Here is a 13,825-nt window from a genome sequence, read left to right on the forward strand (position 1 = left end):
AAGACACGCGTCGCGACACAAACGTGAGGATTTCCTCATGATTTTCTGGAATCCTTGCAGTCATCAGGGCTCATTGGTGAGGAACACCTGCGCACCGGAGGGAGCGGCGTGTCTTGAACGGCATGTCGCCAGGAGAAGGAAGTCGAAGCGTCTTGACGATCAATGAGAGCACTGCGGCCGGAACCGGACAGAGCCCGAAAGTGGTTGGGGCGCCACAGCAGGGGGGTTCGCGGTCCCCGCTGCTGGATCGACTGCTGGGCGGAACGCCCTACGCGCTGGCCTTCGGTGGGCAAGGTGCGCGTTGGCTCGGTGAGTTGGAGGAGATCGGGCGCGACGCCGCACTGGAGCCCGAACTGACCGCATTGGTCAACGAAGCGGCGACACTGCTGGAACCTGTTGCGGCACAACTACTTGTCGTACGACCGGTCGGTTTCGACCCGATCGGCTGGATGCTCGAGAACGAGCTCGCCGAGGGTGATGAGGCCGAGGTTTCCGGTGCGCCTTCGGAGCAGGTGCTCCGGTCGGCCGTGGTTTCGATGCCGGGCGTATTCCTGACGCAGGTGGCCGCCGTGCGCGCGCTGCGGCTGCAGGGGCTGGATGCCAACGAGCACGCGCCGGTCGCGGTTGTCGGGCACTCGCAGGGGCGCCTCGCCGCAACCTCGGTACAGGCCGGTGGACAGCGCGACGCCGAACTGCTCGCCATCGCCCAAATGATCGGTGCCGCAGCGGGTTTGGTTGCGCGGCGGCGCGGTCTGATGCCGGTGGGCGAGCGTTCGTCGATGGTCGCGGTGTCGAATGTCGATCCCGAACATCTGCGCACGGTGGTGGCCGAGGTGTCCGCGGGCGTGGATCCCGCCGCGGCCGCGGTGGTTTCGATTCGCAACGGTCGTCGTCGCGTGGTCCTTTCCGGCACGCCGACCCAGCTGGAGCGGGTGCGTCAGCGTTGCTCCCAGATCCATGACGAGCAGACCCGCGAGCGCGATGCGAAGACGCGCGGTGGCGCGGTCTTCGCGCCGGTCTTCGAGGATCTGGCCGTCGATGTCGCCTTCCATCACCCCGCGCTCGCCGACACGGTCGACATCGTGAGCGGCTGGGCTTCCCAGTGTGGTCTGGATGCGGAACTCGCGGGTTCGCTGGCCAAGGAGATCCTCGTCGACCCGATCGACTGGGTCGAGGAGGTAGACGGCGTCGTCGCCGCCGGTGCGCAGTGGATTCTCGATCTGGGCCCCGGAGACCTGCTGAGTCGACTCACCAGCGGTTCGCTGAAGGGTACCGGCGTCGGCATCGTCGCGGCCGCGACCCGCGCGGGCCAGCGCAGCCTGCTGACTCCTGGCGCCGCACCCGAGGTGGCTCAGCCGTGGTCGGCCTTCGCTCCGCGCCCGGTGCGCCTGCCAAGCGGACGCATCGTGGTCGAGACCTCGTTCACCAAGCTGACCGGTCGCTCGCCGATCCTGTTGGCGGGCATGACCCCGACCACGGTGGACGCGAAAATCGTTGCGGCGGCCGCGAATGCGGGCCACTGGGCGGAGCTGGCCGGTGGCGGTCAGGTCACCGAGCAGATCTTCGCCGACCGGGTTGCCGAGCTGAAGACGCTGCTGCATCCGGGCCGCGCGGTGCAATTCAACTCGCTGTTCCTCGACCCGTACCTGTGGAAACTGCAGCTCGGCGGCAAGCGCCTGGTGCAGAAGGCCCGTGCGGCGGGTGCGCCGTTCGACGGTGTCGTCGTCACGGCGGGCATTCCGGAGCTGGAAGAAGCCGTCGCGCTCATCGCCGAACTGACCGAGGTCGGCATTACACATGTGGCGTTCAAGCCGGGCACCGTCGCTCAGATCCGCGCGGTGTTGCGCATCGCCGACGAGGTGCCGGACTACCCGGTGATCATGCACATCGAGGGCGGCCGGGCCGGTGGACACCACTCCTGGGAGGACCTGGACGACCTGCTGCTGGAGACCTACGCCGAGCTGCGCAACCGCGAGAATGTGGTGGTCTGCGTCGGCGGCGGCATCGGTACCCCTGAGCGCGCCACCGAATACCTGACCGGCGAATGGGCTGTGCCGTACGGCTATCCGGTGATGCCGCTCGATGGCGTGCTGGTCGGCACCGCCGCCATGGCGACGCTCGAGGCCACCACCGCACCTGAGGTCAAGCAGCTGCTCGTCGATACCCCCGGCACCCCGGACTGGGTCGGCGCGGGCACCGCGACCGGCGGAATGGCTTCCGGCCGTAGCCAATTGGGTGCCGATATCCACGAGATCGACAATGCGGCCTCGCGCACCGGCCGCCTGCTCGACGAGGTCGCCGGTGACGCCGATGCGGTCGCCGAGCGCCGCGACGAGATCATCGCCGCGCTGAATGCCACCGCCAAGCCGTATTTCGGCGATGTCACGACCATGACCTACCTCGGGTGGCTGGAACGCTACGTCGAGCTGGCCGTCGGCCTGGACCGCCGCAAGGACTTCGACTGCGGCAGCGACCTCGGCGACGCCATCCTGGACGCCACCCGTTCGGTCTGGCTCGATATCACCTGGCGGGACCGGTTCGCGGAGATGATGCGCCGCACCGAATCCCGGCTGCACCCGGCCGACCGCGGTGAGATCCCGACGTTGTTCGAATCCGACGAGGTCTTCGAGAACCCGGTCGACGCGCTGTGCACGCTGAAGCAGCAGTACCCGGCCGCCGAGCAGACCCTGCTGCACCCGGCGGATGTGCCGTTCTTCGTCAGTCTGTGCAAGACCCCGGGTAAGCCGGTGAACTTCGTGCCGGTGGTCGACGGCGATGTGCGCCGCTGGTGGCGTTCGGATTCGCTGTGGCAGGCTCATGATCCGCGTTACTCGGCCGATCAGGTCTGCGTCATTCCGGGCACGGTCGCGGTCGCCGGTATTACCCGCGTCGACGAGCCGGTCGGCGAATTGCTCGATCGTTTCGAGCAGGACACGGCGTATGCGCTGGTTCGTGCCGGTGTGTCGCCGGTCGTGGTGCACGCGCGCCGCTCCGCTGGTGTCACCGAGGGACCGATCGACGCGGTGTTGGCCGCGCCGGATGTCGAATGGTCCGGCCGCACCACGGTCAACCCGATCCACCGCCTCGGCGACGTCGCCGAATGGACCGTCGATGACAAAGGGGCGGTACATCCGCCGACCGGTGCGACGGTCACCGAAACCACCGGCCCGGATGCCGATCACGCCTATGTCGAGCTCACGGTGCCGCTGTTCGGCGGTGACGCCGTGCGCATCCGCCTGCGCATCACCGTGCCGACCTCCCTCTACAACGGCGGCGCGCCGGTGATCACCGAAACCGATGCCGACACCGCCATGTCCGCACTGCTCGCGGTCGCCGCCGGCCAGGCGCTGCCGGAGGTGAAGGGCAAGGTCGCACACCTCAATGTGGCCTGGACCCCGGACCTCATCGCCGACCACGCGGGTGTCACCGGTTCGGGCCTGCCCGGCGCACTGAGCACGCTCGGGCGCAGCGCGCCCGATGTGCTCGTCGGTGCGTGCTGGCCCGCCGTCTTCGCAGTGCTCGGCGCCGCGCGCAGCGCCGACGGCGACAGTGTCATCGAGGGCATGCTGGATCTGGTCCACCTCGATCACCAGATCGCACTCGAGCGCGACCTGCCGCACGACACCAGCATCCTTGTTGTCCGCGCCGAATCGGGTGACGTTGTCGACACCGATCTGGGACGCGTCGTCGAGGTGCGGGTGTCCGTCGGTGAGATGCGGGATCAGGGCCTCGATGTGGTGCCGCTGGCGACGCTGACCGAACGCTTCGCCATCCGCGGCCGCAATGGCGCGGGCGAGTTGACCGATCCGCCGCGCGCGGCCGGTGTGGTCTCCGATGCGGCCACCGACACCCCGCGTCGCCGCCGCCGTGACGTCACCATCCTGGCGCCGCGCACCATGCGTGCCTTCGCCGCGGTCTCCGGTGACTACAACCCCATCCACACCAGCGATTCCGCCGCCAAACTGGCCGGACTCGGCAGCCCGATCGTGCACGGCATGTGGCTTTCGGCCGCCGCGCAGCACGTGGTGTCCGCGGTGGATCCCGAAAGCTCCACTCCGGCACGGACTTTGACCGCCTGGACCACTCGCTTCCTCGGTATGGTCCGCCCGGGCGCGGAGATCGACGTGCGCGTCGAGCGAATCGCGGTCGACAGGGGCAGCGAGATCGTCGAGGTCTCCTGCCGCGCCGACGGCGATCTGGTGATGACCGCGACCGGTCGCACCGCCGCCCCGAAGACCGTCTACGCCTTTCCGGGCCAGGGCATTCAGCGCAAGGGCATGGGCCTGGACGCCCGCGCCCGCTCCAAGGCCGCCAAGGAGATCTGGGAGCGCGCCGATAAGCACACCCGTGCGGCACTGGGCTTTTCGATCCTGGCCGTGGTGCGGGACAACCCGACCTACCTCAAGGCGCGTGGTGTCGAACACCGGCACCCGGACGGCGTGCTGCACCTGACCCAGTTCACCCAGGTCGCGATGGCGGTGCTCGGTGTGGCTCAGGTCGCCGAGCTGCGTGAGGCCGGTGCCTACGTCGAGGGCGCCATGCTGGCCGGACATTCGGTCGGTGAATACAACGCGCTCGCGGCCGTTGCCGGTGTGCTGCCGCTGGAGGCGGTGCTGGAGGTCGTCTTCCAGCGCGGCTCCGCCATGCACGAGCTGGTGCCCCGGGATGCGCAGGGCCGCAGCGACTATCGGATGGCCGCCATCCGGCCGTCGCAGATCGGGCTGCCCGATGATGAGGTCATCGACTTCGTCAAGGGTGTGGGCGAGAGCGTCGGGGAATTCCTCGAGGTCGTCAACCTGAACCTGCGCGGTTCGCAGTACGCGATCGCGGGCACGGTCAAGGGCCTCGAGGCGTTGGAGACCGAAATCGACCGCCGCCGTGCCGAATTCGGCGGTAAGCGGGCGTTCATCCTGGTTCCCGGCATCGATGTGCCGTTCCACTCCACCGTGCTGCGCGAGGGTGTGCCGGAGTTCCGGCAGAAGCTCGAGCAGCTGCTGCCCGCGGATCTGCATCCGGAAATCCTGCTCGGCCGCTACATTCCGAACCTGGTGCCCAAGCCGTTCTCGCTGGAGCGCGCATTCATCCAGGAGATCGCCGATCTGGTGCCCTCGGAGCCGCTGGCCGCCGTGCTCGCCGACTTCGACAACTGGGCCGCACGCCCGACCGAACTGTGCCGCGTGGTGCTTATCGAGCTGCTGGCCTGGCAGTTCGCCAGCCCGGTGCGCTGGATCGAGACCCAGGATCTGCTGTTCACCGATGCCGACCACGGCGGTCTCGGGGTGCAGCGTTTCGTCGAAATCGGTTTGGGCGCAACGCCGACCGTGGCGAACCTGGCCAGCCAGACGCTGAAGCTGCCCGCCTTCGGCACGGTCACCGTCGAGGTGCTGAATATCGAGCGCGAGGCCGCGATCGTGTACTCGACCGATACCGATCCCGCGCCGGTCGACGAGCCCGCTGACGACCCGGTCGAGACCGCTTCGGCCGCAGCGCCGGCGGCGGCGGCCCCGGTGGCCGCACCCGTCGCGAGCTCGGGTGGTCCGCGTCCGGATGACATCGCGTTCACCGCCGCCGACGCCACCCGCGTACTCATCGCGCTGTGGACCAAGCTGCGGCTGGATCAGATCGGCCCGGTCGACACCATCGAGGGTCTCTGCGACGGTGTTTCGTCGCGGCGCAATCAGCTGCTCGTCGACCTCGGCTCCGAGCTGTCGCTCGGTGCGATCGACGGTGCCGCCGATGCCGATATGGGTGCGCTCTCGGCCACGGTCGAGCGACTTGCGCGCACTTACAAGCCTTTTGGTTCGGTGCTGTCGGATGCCATCGGCGATCACCTGCGCAAGGTGTTCGGTCCGTCCGGTAAGCGGCCCGCCGCGATCGCCGAGCGCGTCAAGAAGGTCTGGGAGCTGGGCGACGGCTGGGCCCACCATGTCACCGCCGAGGTTTCGCTCGGTACCCGCGAGGGTGTCAGCGTGCGTGGTGGCGATCTCGGCGGACTGGTCGCGAGTGTCAGCGACGCCGCGTCGGTCGATGCCGCCATCGACGCCGCCGTGCAGGCCGTCGCGGCCCGTCGCGGTGTCGCGGTATCGCTGCCGAGCGCGGGCGGCGGTGGCGGCGCCACTGTGGACGCCGCGGCGCTGGGTGAGTTCACCGAGCAGATCACCGGTCGTGACGGCGTGCTCGCCACGGCCGCGCGCGTGGTGCTCGAACAGCTCGGCCTGGCCGAGCAGGTCTCCGCGCCGGAGGCCAGCGACGACACCCTGGTGGATCTGGTCTCGGCCGAATTGGGTTCGGACTGGCCGCGTTTGGTCGCGCCCGCCTTCGATGCCCGCAAGGCCGTGCTGATCGACGACCGCTGGGCGACCGCGCGCGAGGATCTGGCCAAGCTCTGGCTGCTCGATGACATCGGTTCCGGTGCGGAGTCGGTAGAGGGTTTCTCCGGTGCCGGTGAAGCCGTTGCGGCACAGGCGAACTGGTGGCGTGAGAAGGCCAAGCACGAGGCCCGCTCGGTGCTGGCCGGACTGTACGAGCGCATCGCCGAGGCGGCGCTGAACACCGAAGAGTCCGGCCTGTGGTCCTCGGATATCGCCGTGATCACCGGTGCCAGTAAGGGTTCCATCGCGGCCGCGGCCGCCGGTCGACTGCTCGGCGGCGGCGCCACGGTCGTGGTCACCACCTCTAGCCTCAACGACGCGCGGCTGGGCTTCTACCGCAAGCTCTACCGGGAGAACGCGCGCCACGGCGCCGCGCTCTGGGTCGTGCCCGCGAATATGGCTTCCTATCAGGACGTCGACGCGTTGATCGACTGGGTCGGCAGCGAGCAGGTCGACAATGCTGGTGGTGCGAAGGTCAAGATCAAGGACGCGATGACACCGACCCTGCTGCTGCCGTTCGCGGCGCCGCGGGTCGCCGGTGATCTCGCCGACGCCGGTGCCCGTGCCGAAATGGAGATGCGGGTGCTGCTCTGGTCGGTCGAGCGGCTGATCGGTGGGCTGTCCAAGATCGGCGCCGATCACGATGTCGACGCGAAACTGCATGTGGTGCTTCCGGGTTCGCCCAACCGCGGCATGTTCGGCGGCGACGGCGCCTACGGTGAGTCCAAGGCCGCACTCGACGCGGTGGTCGCCAAGTGGCGCGCGGAGAAGTCGTGGTCGAGCCGGGTCACCCTGGTACACGCCCTGATCGGCTGGGTGCGCGGCACCGGGCTGATGGGCCACAACGATCCGATGGTGACCGCGGTCGAAAAGGCCGGTGTGCACACCTGGTCCACCACCGAGATGGCCGATGAGCTGCTCAAGTGGTGCACCTCGCGGGCCCGTCAGGTGACCGCAACCGGACCGCAGCAGATCGATCTCACCGGAGGACTTGCCAGGGTCAAGCTCGATCTGCCCGCGCTGGCCAAGCAGGCCCAGGAGGACGCACCGGCCGAGAACGAGGAAACCGTTGCGGCGGCGACGATTTCGGCGCTGCCAGCACCGCCGACCATGAGCTCGGCGCTGCCGGTGCCCGAATGGGGTTCGGTGACCGCCGATCTCGCCGATATGGTCGTCATCGTCGGCGCCGGCGAGCTCGGCCCGTACGGTTCGGCGCGCACCCGGTTCGAGATGGAGGTCTCCGACGAGCTCTCCGCCGCCGGCGTGCTCGAACTCGCCTGGACCACCGGTCTGGTCGCTTGGGAGAACGATCCCAAGCCCGGCTGGTACGACACCGAATCCGGTGACTACGTCCCTGAACACGAGGTCGCCGAGAAGTACCACGATGCGGTCGTCGCGCGCTGCGGTGTGCGCCGCTACGCCGACGACGGCGCCATGATCGACAATGCCGCACCGCTGATGACCTCGGTCTTCCTGGACCAGGATCTGACCTTCACGGTCGGCGGCGAGGCCGAGGCGCGCGCCTTCTACGCCGCGGATCCGGAGCACACGGTGATCACCCCGGTCGCCGACTCCGGTGACTGGCAGGTGATCCGCAAGGCGGGCACCGAGATCCGGGTGCCGCGCAAGGCCAAGCTGTCGCGCACTGTCGGCGGTCAGATCCCGACCGGCTGGGATCCCACCATCTGGGGCATCTCCGCCGATATGGCGGCCTCGGTGGACCGGGTGGCGCTGTGGAATATCGTCTGCACCGTCGATGCGTTCATCAGCTCCGGGTTCAGCCCGGCCGAGCTGATGAGCTGGGTGCACCCGAGCCTGGTCGCCAACACCCAGGGCACCGGTATGGGCGGCATGTCCTCGATGCGCTCGCTCTACATCGACAACCTGCTCGGTGAGTCGCGCCCGAACGACATCCTGCAGGAGGCACTGCCCAACGTCGCGCTCGCGCATGTGGTGCAGTCCTACGTCGGCAGCTACGGTGCGATGGTGCATCCGGTGGCGGCCTGCGCGACGGCCGCGGTGTCGGTCGAGGAGGGCGTCGACAAGATCCGTTTGGGCAAGGCCGAATTGGTGGTCGCCGGTGGCTTCGACGATCTCGGTATCGAGGGCATCGTCGGCTTCGGTGATATGTCGGCGACCGCGGACTCGGCGGCCATGAGCGCCAAGGGCATCAGCGACCGGTACTTCTCCCGGGCCAACGACCGCCGTCGCGGCGGCTTCGTGGAATCGCAGGGTGGTGGCACCGTCCTGCTGGCGCGCGGTGACGTGGCGGTGGAAATGGGCCTGCCGGTGCTCGGTGTGGTCGCCTTCGCACAGTCCTTCGCCGATGGTGTGCACACCTCTATCCCGGCGCCCGGCCTGGGCGCACTCGGTGCCGGGCGTGGCGGTCGCGAATCCAAGTTCGCCGCCGAACTGCGCAAACTCGGTGTGGCGCCGGACGATATCGCGGTCATCTCCAAGCACGACACCTCGACCGCGGCCAACGATCCGAACGAGTCCGAACTGCACGAGCGGTTGGCCACGGCCATCGGACGTTCCGAAGGCGCACCGCTGTTCGTGGTTTCGCAGAAGAGCCTGACCGGACACGCCAAGGGCGGCGCGGCCGCCTTCCAGCTCATCGGCCTGTGCCAGGTGCTGGAAAACGCTGTGGTGCCGCCGAATCGGAGCCTGGACTGCGTCGACGACAAGATGCAGGCCTACCCGCATCTGGTCTGGGCACGCGAACCGCTGCGCTTCGGTGAGCGCTTCCCGCTCAAGGCCGGTCTGCTGACCTCGCTCGGCTTCGGCCACGTATCGGGTCTGCTCGCGGTGGTGCATCCGGAGGCGTTCATCCAGGCGATCGAGCCGGGACGGCGCGAGGAGTACCAGCGCCGGGCGCAGGAGCGTCAGCTCGCCGGACGGCAGCGGTTCACCGAGGCCATGTGCGGCGGCGCACCGCTCTACGAGCGGCCCGCGGATCGGCGTCTCGGTGCCGATGGCACGCCGTCGGAGCAGAAGCGGCAGCTGGAGGCCGACGTGCTGCTCTCGCCGGAGGCACGACTGTCCGGTAACGGCACCTACCGGGCCGACGGCGCGGGTTGCGGCACCGGCGCAGTGATTCTCGGTCAGCTCGATGCCGGTGGCTCTATGGCATAGCGGCTTCGGCCATTACCGTGCAGAGTGCGGTCGCTACGGCGGCCGCACTCTGAGTTTTTCATTTGGGCTCGAAGGCTGAGGAGCGGCGACGCATTGACCATCCTGGGTATCGGCTTGGACTTGGTGACCATCTCCGAGTTCGCCGAACAGTTGCAAAGGTCCGGAACCACCATGCTCCGGGAGAGTTTCACCGCCGGTGAGCGGCGCTACTGCCAGAGCAAGGGCACCGACCCGGCACGCAGTTACGCGGCGCGCTGGGCGGCCAAAGAGGCGGTGTTGAAGGCATGGGCGTCTTCGCGTTTCGCGCGCCGCCCGCAGATCGGCGATAATCCGTACCCCCTCATCGAGGTGGTCAACGACGCCTGGGGCCGCCCGAGCATCAAACTGCACGGCCTTGCCGCCGAATTCCTACCCCGCGCAAGGGTTCACCTGTCGCTGACGCACGACGGCGACACCGCAGCCGCCATGGTCGTCCTGGAGGATCCGGGTGAACTCGCCGACCTGATCGAAGGTCGCGAAGCGCAGTAGCCGACCGATGTTCGAGCCGAGCACCCCGGGGTGCTCGGCTCGAACGCGGATTGCCAAAGATCAGCGCTGGCCGCCGGTTCGGGATTCCTTTTCGGCGACCATGAGGTATGCCACCATCAGCCGTTTGAGTTCGGAGACTGCTTCGGTGTTGCTCTGGTCGTCTTGGACGGAGAAGTTCAGCATCGAGTAGACGACATGCACCAGGACTTCGGCCATCATGGTGCGGCGTGCGCGGGGGGTGCGCGGGGTCAACGGGCGCAGCATTTGCGAGACGACCTCGGCGAATTCCTTTTCGTGGATCGCGCCGGTGGCTCGGGTGGACGGGGTCGACTGCATGGCCAGCCATACTTCGCGCCGGGACGGGTCGGTCATCCACAGATTCGCCAGATGGTCGACGAACTGGTTCATATGCCGCAACCAGTCCAATGACGGGATTTCACCGTGGAAGTCGGCGAGTTCCTGCGAAACCGCAACCAGGTCTTGGCGATTCAGCTCGCAGACGATTACGTATTTATTGGCGAAGAACTGATACAGCGTGCCGATCGGCACTTCGGCCCGCGCGGCCACCTCTTCACAGGTGAACGATTCGAACCCGACCTCGACGAGCAATTCCCGGGATGCCTGCAAGAGGGCATCGAACTTGCGTTTACTGCGCTCCTGAGTCGGCCTGCGCCGCGGCATGAGCTCCTGCGGGTCGTCCTGCAGGTCCAACGCAGGATCCAGACGTCGCTGCTTCGACCTGGCCTCCGTGCGTACATCCACGTATCAAGGCTAGCGGTATAGACACGCGTGCGACACGCGCACCGTATCTGCGTGTTAAGGACTGTCACATTTCATCACCCATCCAAGCCTGAGATGGCGCCGAACACATAACCGAGCGTGCGTGCATCTCAACGCACGTTTCGTGCCGGGGAATCCAAGGGGCTCAGGGGTTTCGGCAAGCTCGTGAGCTCTGCAATTGCACTGGGAAGGCGTGATCAGTGGGAGCTCGATCCGTGGTAACACTAGGCGTTTCCACCGAACGCGGCGCCGTTCACGCGGTAGCCCTCGCCGACGGCGGCGAGAAGCTATCCGAGCGGGTGCTGCTTCAGCGGGTGGTAAAAACTCGTGGCGATTCGAAGGCGGACCTGGCGGTCGCGGTCCAGACGGCGCTGGACACCCTAGCTGCAGAGTTGGAGTCGGAGCGGGAGATCGTGGGCGCGGCAGTCGCCTACCGCGATGCCGTCGAGCGGCGCGCCATCGTCACCAAATTGGCGTCCGGCCCGTGGCATACTGCCTCGCTGGTATCGGCCAAGTCGGCACATCTGAGTGTGGCCGGGGTCATGACCTGGCTCGATGAATTCGACGATCTACTCATCTGCGAGGTCGTCCCGGGGCATCAGGCGTTCACACTGATCGACCGCAAGCGCAGCCGGGTGCTGGCCGCGACGAGCCAGTCCGGCAGTGCGACCGCCGAAACGCTCGACGTCGCGGTATCGGATGCCTGGGATCAGTTCGAGGCGGCGATGGTCCGGCCGGATGCGGTGGTGCCGATCGGTTCGGCCGCGGATGGACCGTTGGTTGCCGCGGCGATGGACGGCTTCGGTGCGCCGGTGCTGCCGTGCAAGATCGCGACCTCCGCCTCGGCGGTCGGTGCCGCGCTGTTCGCGATGGGCGATGCTGTGGGTGTGAGCGAGCCGGTCGAGCCGGTGCGCAGTACGCGCGCTTACCCTGCGCTGTTCGCCGCGGCCAGTGTGCTGGTGGGCGGGCTGGTCGCGGGCGGCTTGTACGTGACAACGCGTACGGGCACAGTCGTCGCTGACGCTCGGGTCACCGCGGATGCCCGCGTGGTCGACGGTGATACCGGATCGCCGAGCGGCTCTACCGCGGGCTCCTCGGTGCAGCCGAATATCAACCCGTTCGATCGTCCGGAGGCCCGCCAACCCGCGGCCGCCGGAAACACCGCCGACTCGACGGTGGCTGCCTTCGATCTGGACAACCTTCCGCAGTACAACGAACACTGGGGCGTTCAGCCACCCGTATTGGTCTCTCCGGACGCACACGAACACGGAAACGAGGCGGCCGGATCGCCTCAGCAGCTTCCAGGCACCGGAACCCCGGGGCCGACTGTCAAAGTCGGTGCTCCGAACGACGCCATGCTCTTCCCGGGTGAGGCTCCGCCGCCGGCGGCCTTCACCCCCGAGTTCTACCGCTGGTGGGACAACCACGTCCGCATGCTCATGCAATGGGCGGCCCAGCAGTTGCAGCCCATCTAGGTGAAAGCTCTCGAGAGGTCCGGTGCCCCAGTGGCTCCGGACCTTTCGCTCAATGCACCTTCGACATGGACGAAACCCGTTGGGCGCAAGCCGATCTGCGGTTCGGTCCTGATCAGTTGCTCGACAGCTACAAACGGTTCCTGCGCTCGTTCGACAAGTAGGTCTACACCGACAGGTCGCGACGGAGTTTGGCTACATGGCCGGTGGCACGGACGTTGTACTGCGCCACTTCGATTTCGCCTTTTTCGTCGACCAGGAATGTGGAGCGGATAACGCCGGTGACGGTCTTGCCGTACATGGTCTTCTCCCCGAACGCACCCCATGCGGTAAGGACGGATTTGTCCGGATCCGAGAGCAATGGGAAGGTGAGCTTTTCGTTGTCGCGAAACTTGGCCAATTTGGTGGGCTTATCGGGCGAGATTCCGATGACATCGATGCCCGCACCCCCGAGGTCGGCGAGGTTGTCGCGGAAATCGCAGGCCTGTTTGGTGCAGCCGGGGGTGCTCGCGGCGGGGTAGAAGTAGACGATCACCTTGCGGCCGCGGTAGTCGGACAGCGAAACGTCCTTGCCATCGGCGTCGGGCAGGGTGAAATCGGGGGCGGGATCGCCGGGGGAGAGGCGTTGGTTGTCGGTCACCTCTTGCACGGTAATCGAACGTCCCGACAACGCGGCCGCACCCACGCAGCCTGGCTGGCTAGACTCGTCGGCGAGCGCGGTTCGCGGCACATTTGAACACGCGGTGTGAGCGACGGGCTCGCCAGGCGGCAGCCTGCGTAACCACGGAGAGACCCCGCGAGCACCGCAAATTGAACACAGGAGGATATACGTGGCTAGGGATACCGAGCGGATCGAGCGGGAGATCGAGACCGCACGGACACGGCTCGCGAGCACGCTCGACGAAATCGCCGTACGGGCCGATCCACAGCGCATTGCCGATGACACCAAGCATATGGTGCTGGCGAAGCTGAACCAGCCGAAGGTGAAGTACAGCCTGATCGGCACGGCCGTGGTGGTTGTCGGGTTGGTGCTTGTCAAGATTTTCCGCTGAGCCGAAAACGCAGAACACCCGGTGTGGCTGAGCACACCGGGTGTTCTGCGTTTCAGGGCTATCAGACCGTCGGGCAGGCGAAGCCGTCGCCGTCTGGATCCAAATGCGGGCCGTAGCCCGGTTCCCCGCGGAAAAGCGGTGCCCGACCGGCCGCGCGGGCCTCGTCGCAGTTGGCGAATGCGCCACCGGCCGAGCCGGTCTGGGACATGCCTGCCGAACCGGTCGCGGCCGATCCGGTATCGATGGCGGATGAGCCCGTTCCTGCGGAACCGGTGGGGACGTCGGCCAGGGCTGCGGGCGCCGCTAGAAAGGCGAGTGCTGCCGCGGCAACGCTGACGGTGAGCCGGCGAACGTTCATATATTCCTCTGTTTGTGTGCTGCGGTGGAGTAGCGTCCAGGGGGAGACGCCGCATCCACTGTTGTGACGGGCCGCGTACTTGTCAACTGCGCAGCAAAACAATTAGGGGCATTAGGGGACAACGCCCCT

7 protein-coding genes are annotated in these 13,825 nt (G+C 67.3%); 4 read left to right on the forward strand and 3 right to left on the reverse strand.

The window, feature by feature from the left end; all coding sequences use genetic code 11:
• Window positions 1-152: 152 nt before the first annotated feature.
• Together ACIBI6_RS08995 and ACIBI6_RS09000 are read left to right on the forward strand one after the other, a co-directional pair.
• Complete coding sequence (locus tag ACIBI6_RS08995; protein ID WP_396955714.1) at window positions 153-9,506, forward strand: fatty acid synthase subunit beta domain-containing protein; 9,354 nt, start codon at window positions 153-155, stop codon at window positions 9,504-9,506.
• Between the two features lie 93 nt (window positions 9,507-9,599).
• On the forward strand, window positions 9,600-10,034 hold the full coding sequence (locus ACIBI6_RS09000) for a holo-ACP synthase (protein WP_040687506.1): 435 nt from the start codon (window positions 9,600-9,602) through the stop codon (window positions 10,032-10,034).
• Between the two features lie 60 nt (window positions 10,035-10,094).
• On the opposite strand, the gene ACIBI6_RS09005 is transcribed toward ACIBI6_RS09000, so the two are convergent.
• Entirely contained in the window at window positions 10,095-10,715 is a 621-nt protein-coding gene (locus tag ACIBI6_RS09005; protein WP_245721387.1) for a TetR/AcrR family transcriptional regulator, read from the reverse strand.
• 314 nt (window positions 10,716-11,029) lie between these two features.
• On the opposite strand from ACIBI6_RS09005, the gene ACIBI6_RS09010 reads away from it, so the two are divergent.
• Window positions 11,030-12,289, forward strand: coding sequence for a hypothetical protein (locus ACIBI6_RS09010; protein ID WP_396955715.1), 1,260 nt, complete (start codon window positions 11,030-11,032; stop codon window positions 12,287-12,289).
• A gap of 163 nt (window positions 12,290-12,452) precedes the next feature.
• Here ACIBI6_RS09010 and bcp read toward each other — a convergent pair whose 3' ends face one another.
• The gene (bcp, locus tag ACIBI6_RS09015) at window positions 12,453-12,926 is read right to left on the reverse strand and encodes a thioredoxin-dependent thiol peroxidase (RefSeq protein ID WP_364338733.1); all 474 of its coding nucleotides are present in this window, start codon (window positions 12,924-12,926) and stop codon (window positions 12,453-12,455) included.
• 190 nt (window positions 12,927-13,116) lie between these two features.
• On the opposite strand from bcp, the gene ACIBI6_RS09020 reads away from it, so the two are divergent.
• A complete protein-coding gene (locus ACIBI6_RS09020) occupies window positions 13,117-13,338 on the forward strand; it encodes a DUF3618 domain-containing protein (RefSeq protein ID WP_364338734.1) in 222 nt (73 codons plus the stop codon).
• Between the two features lie 61 nt (window positions 13,339-13,399).
• Here the strand turns inward: ACIBI6_RS09020 and ACIBI6_RS09025 are convergent, their stop codons facing one another.
• Complete coding sequence (locus ACIBI6_RS09025) at window positions 13,400-13,696, reverse strand: excalibur calcium-binding domain-containing protein (protein ID WP_062993065.1); 297 nt, start codon at window positions 13,694-13,696, stop codon at window positions 13,400-13,402.
• Window positions 13,697-13,825: the final 129 nt, after the last annotated feature.

The sequence above is a fragment of the Nocardia sp. NPDC050412 genome, assembly GCF_044458825.1.
In the GTDB taxonomy this organism is placed as follows: Bacteria; Actinomycetota; Actinomycetes; order Mycobacteriales; family Mycobacteriaceae; genus Nocardia.

Excerpts from the sequence above, each read along its gene's own strand:
- ACIBI6_RS09025 (WP_062993065.1), bottom strand. The coding sequence starts at position 13,696 with ATGAACGTTCGCCGGCTCACCGTCAGCGTTGCCGCGGCAGCACTCGCC.
- ACIBI6_RS09005 (WP_245721387.1), bottom strand. The coding sequence starts at position 10,715 with ATGCCGCGGCGCAGGCCGACTCAGGAGCGCAGTAAACGCAAGTTCGAT.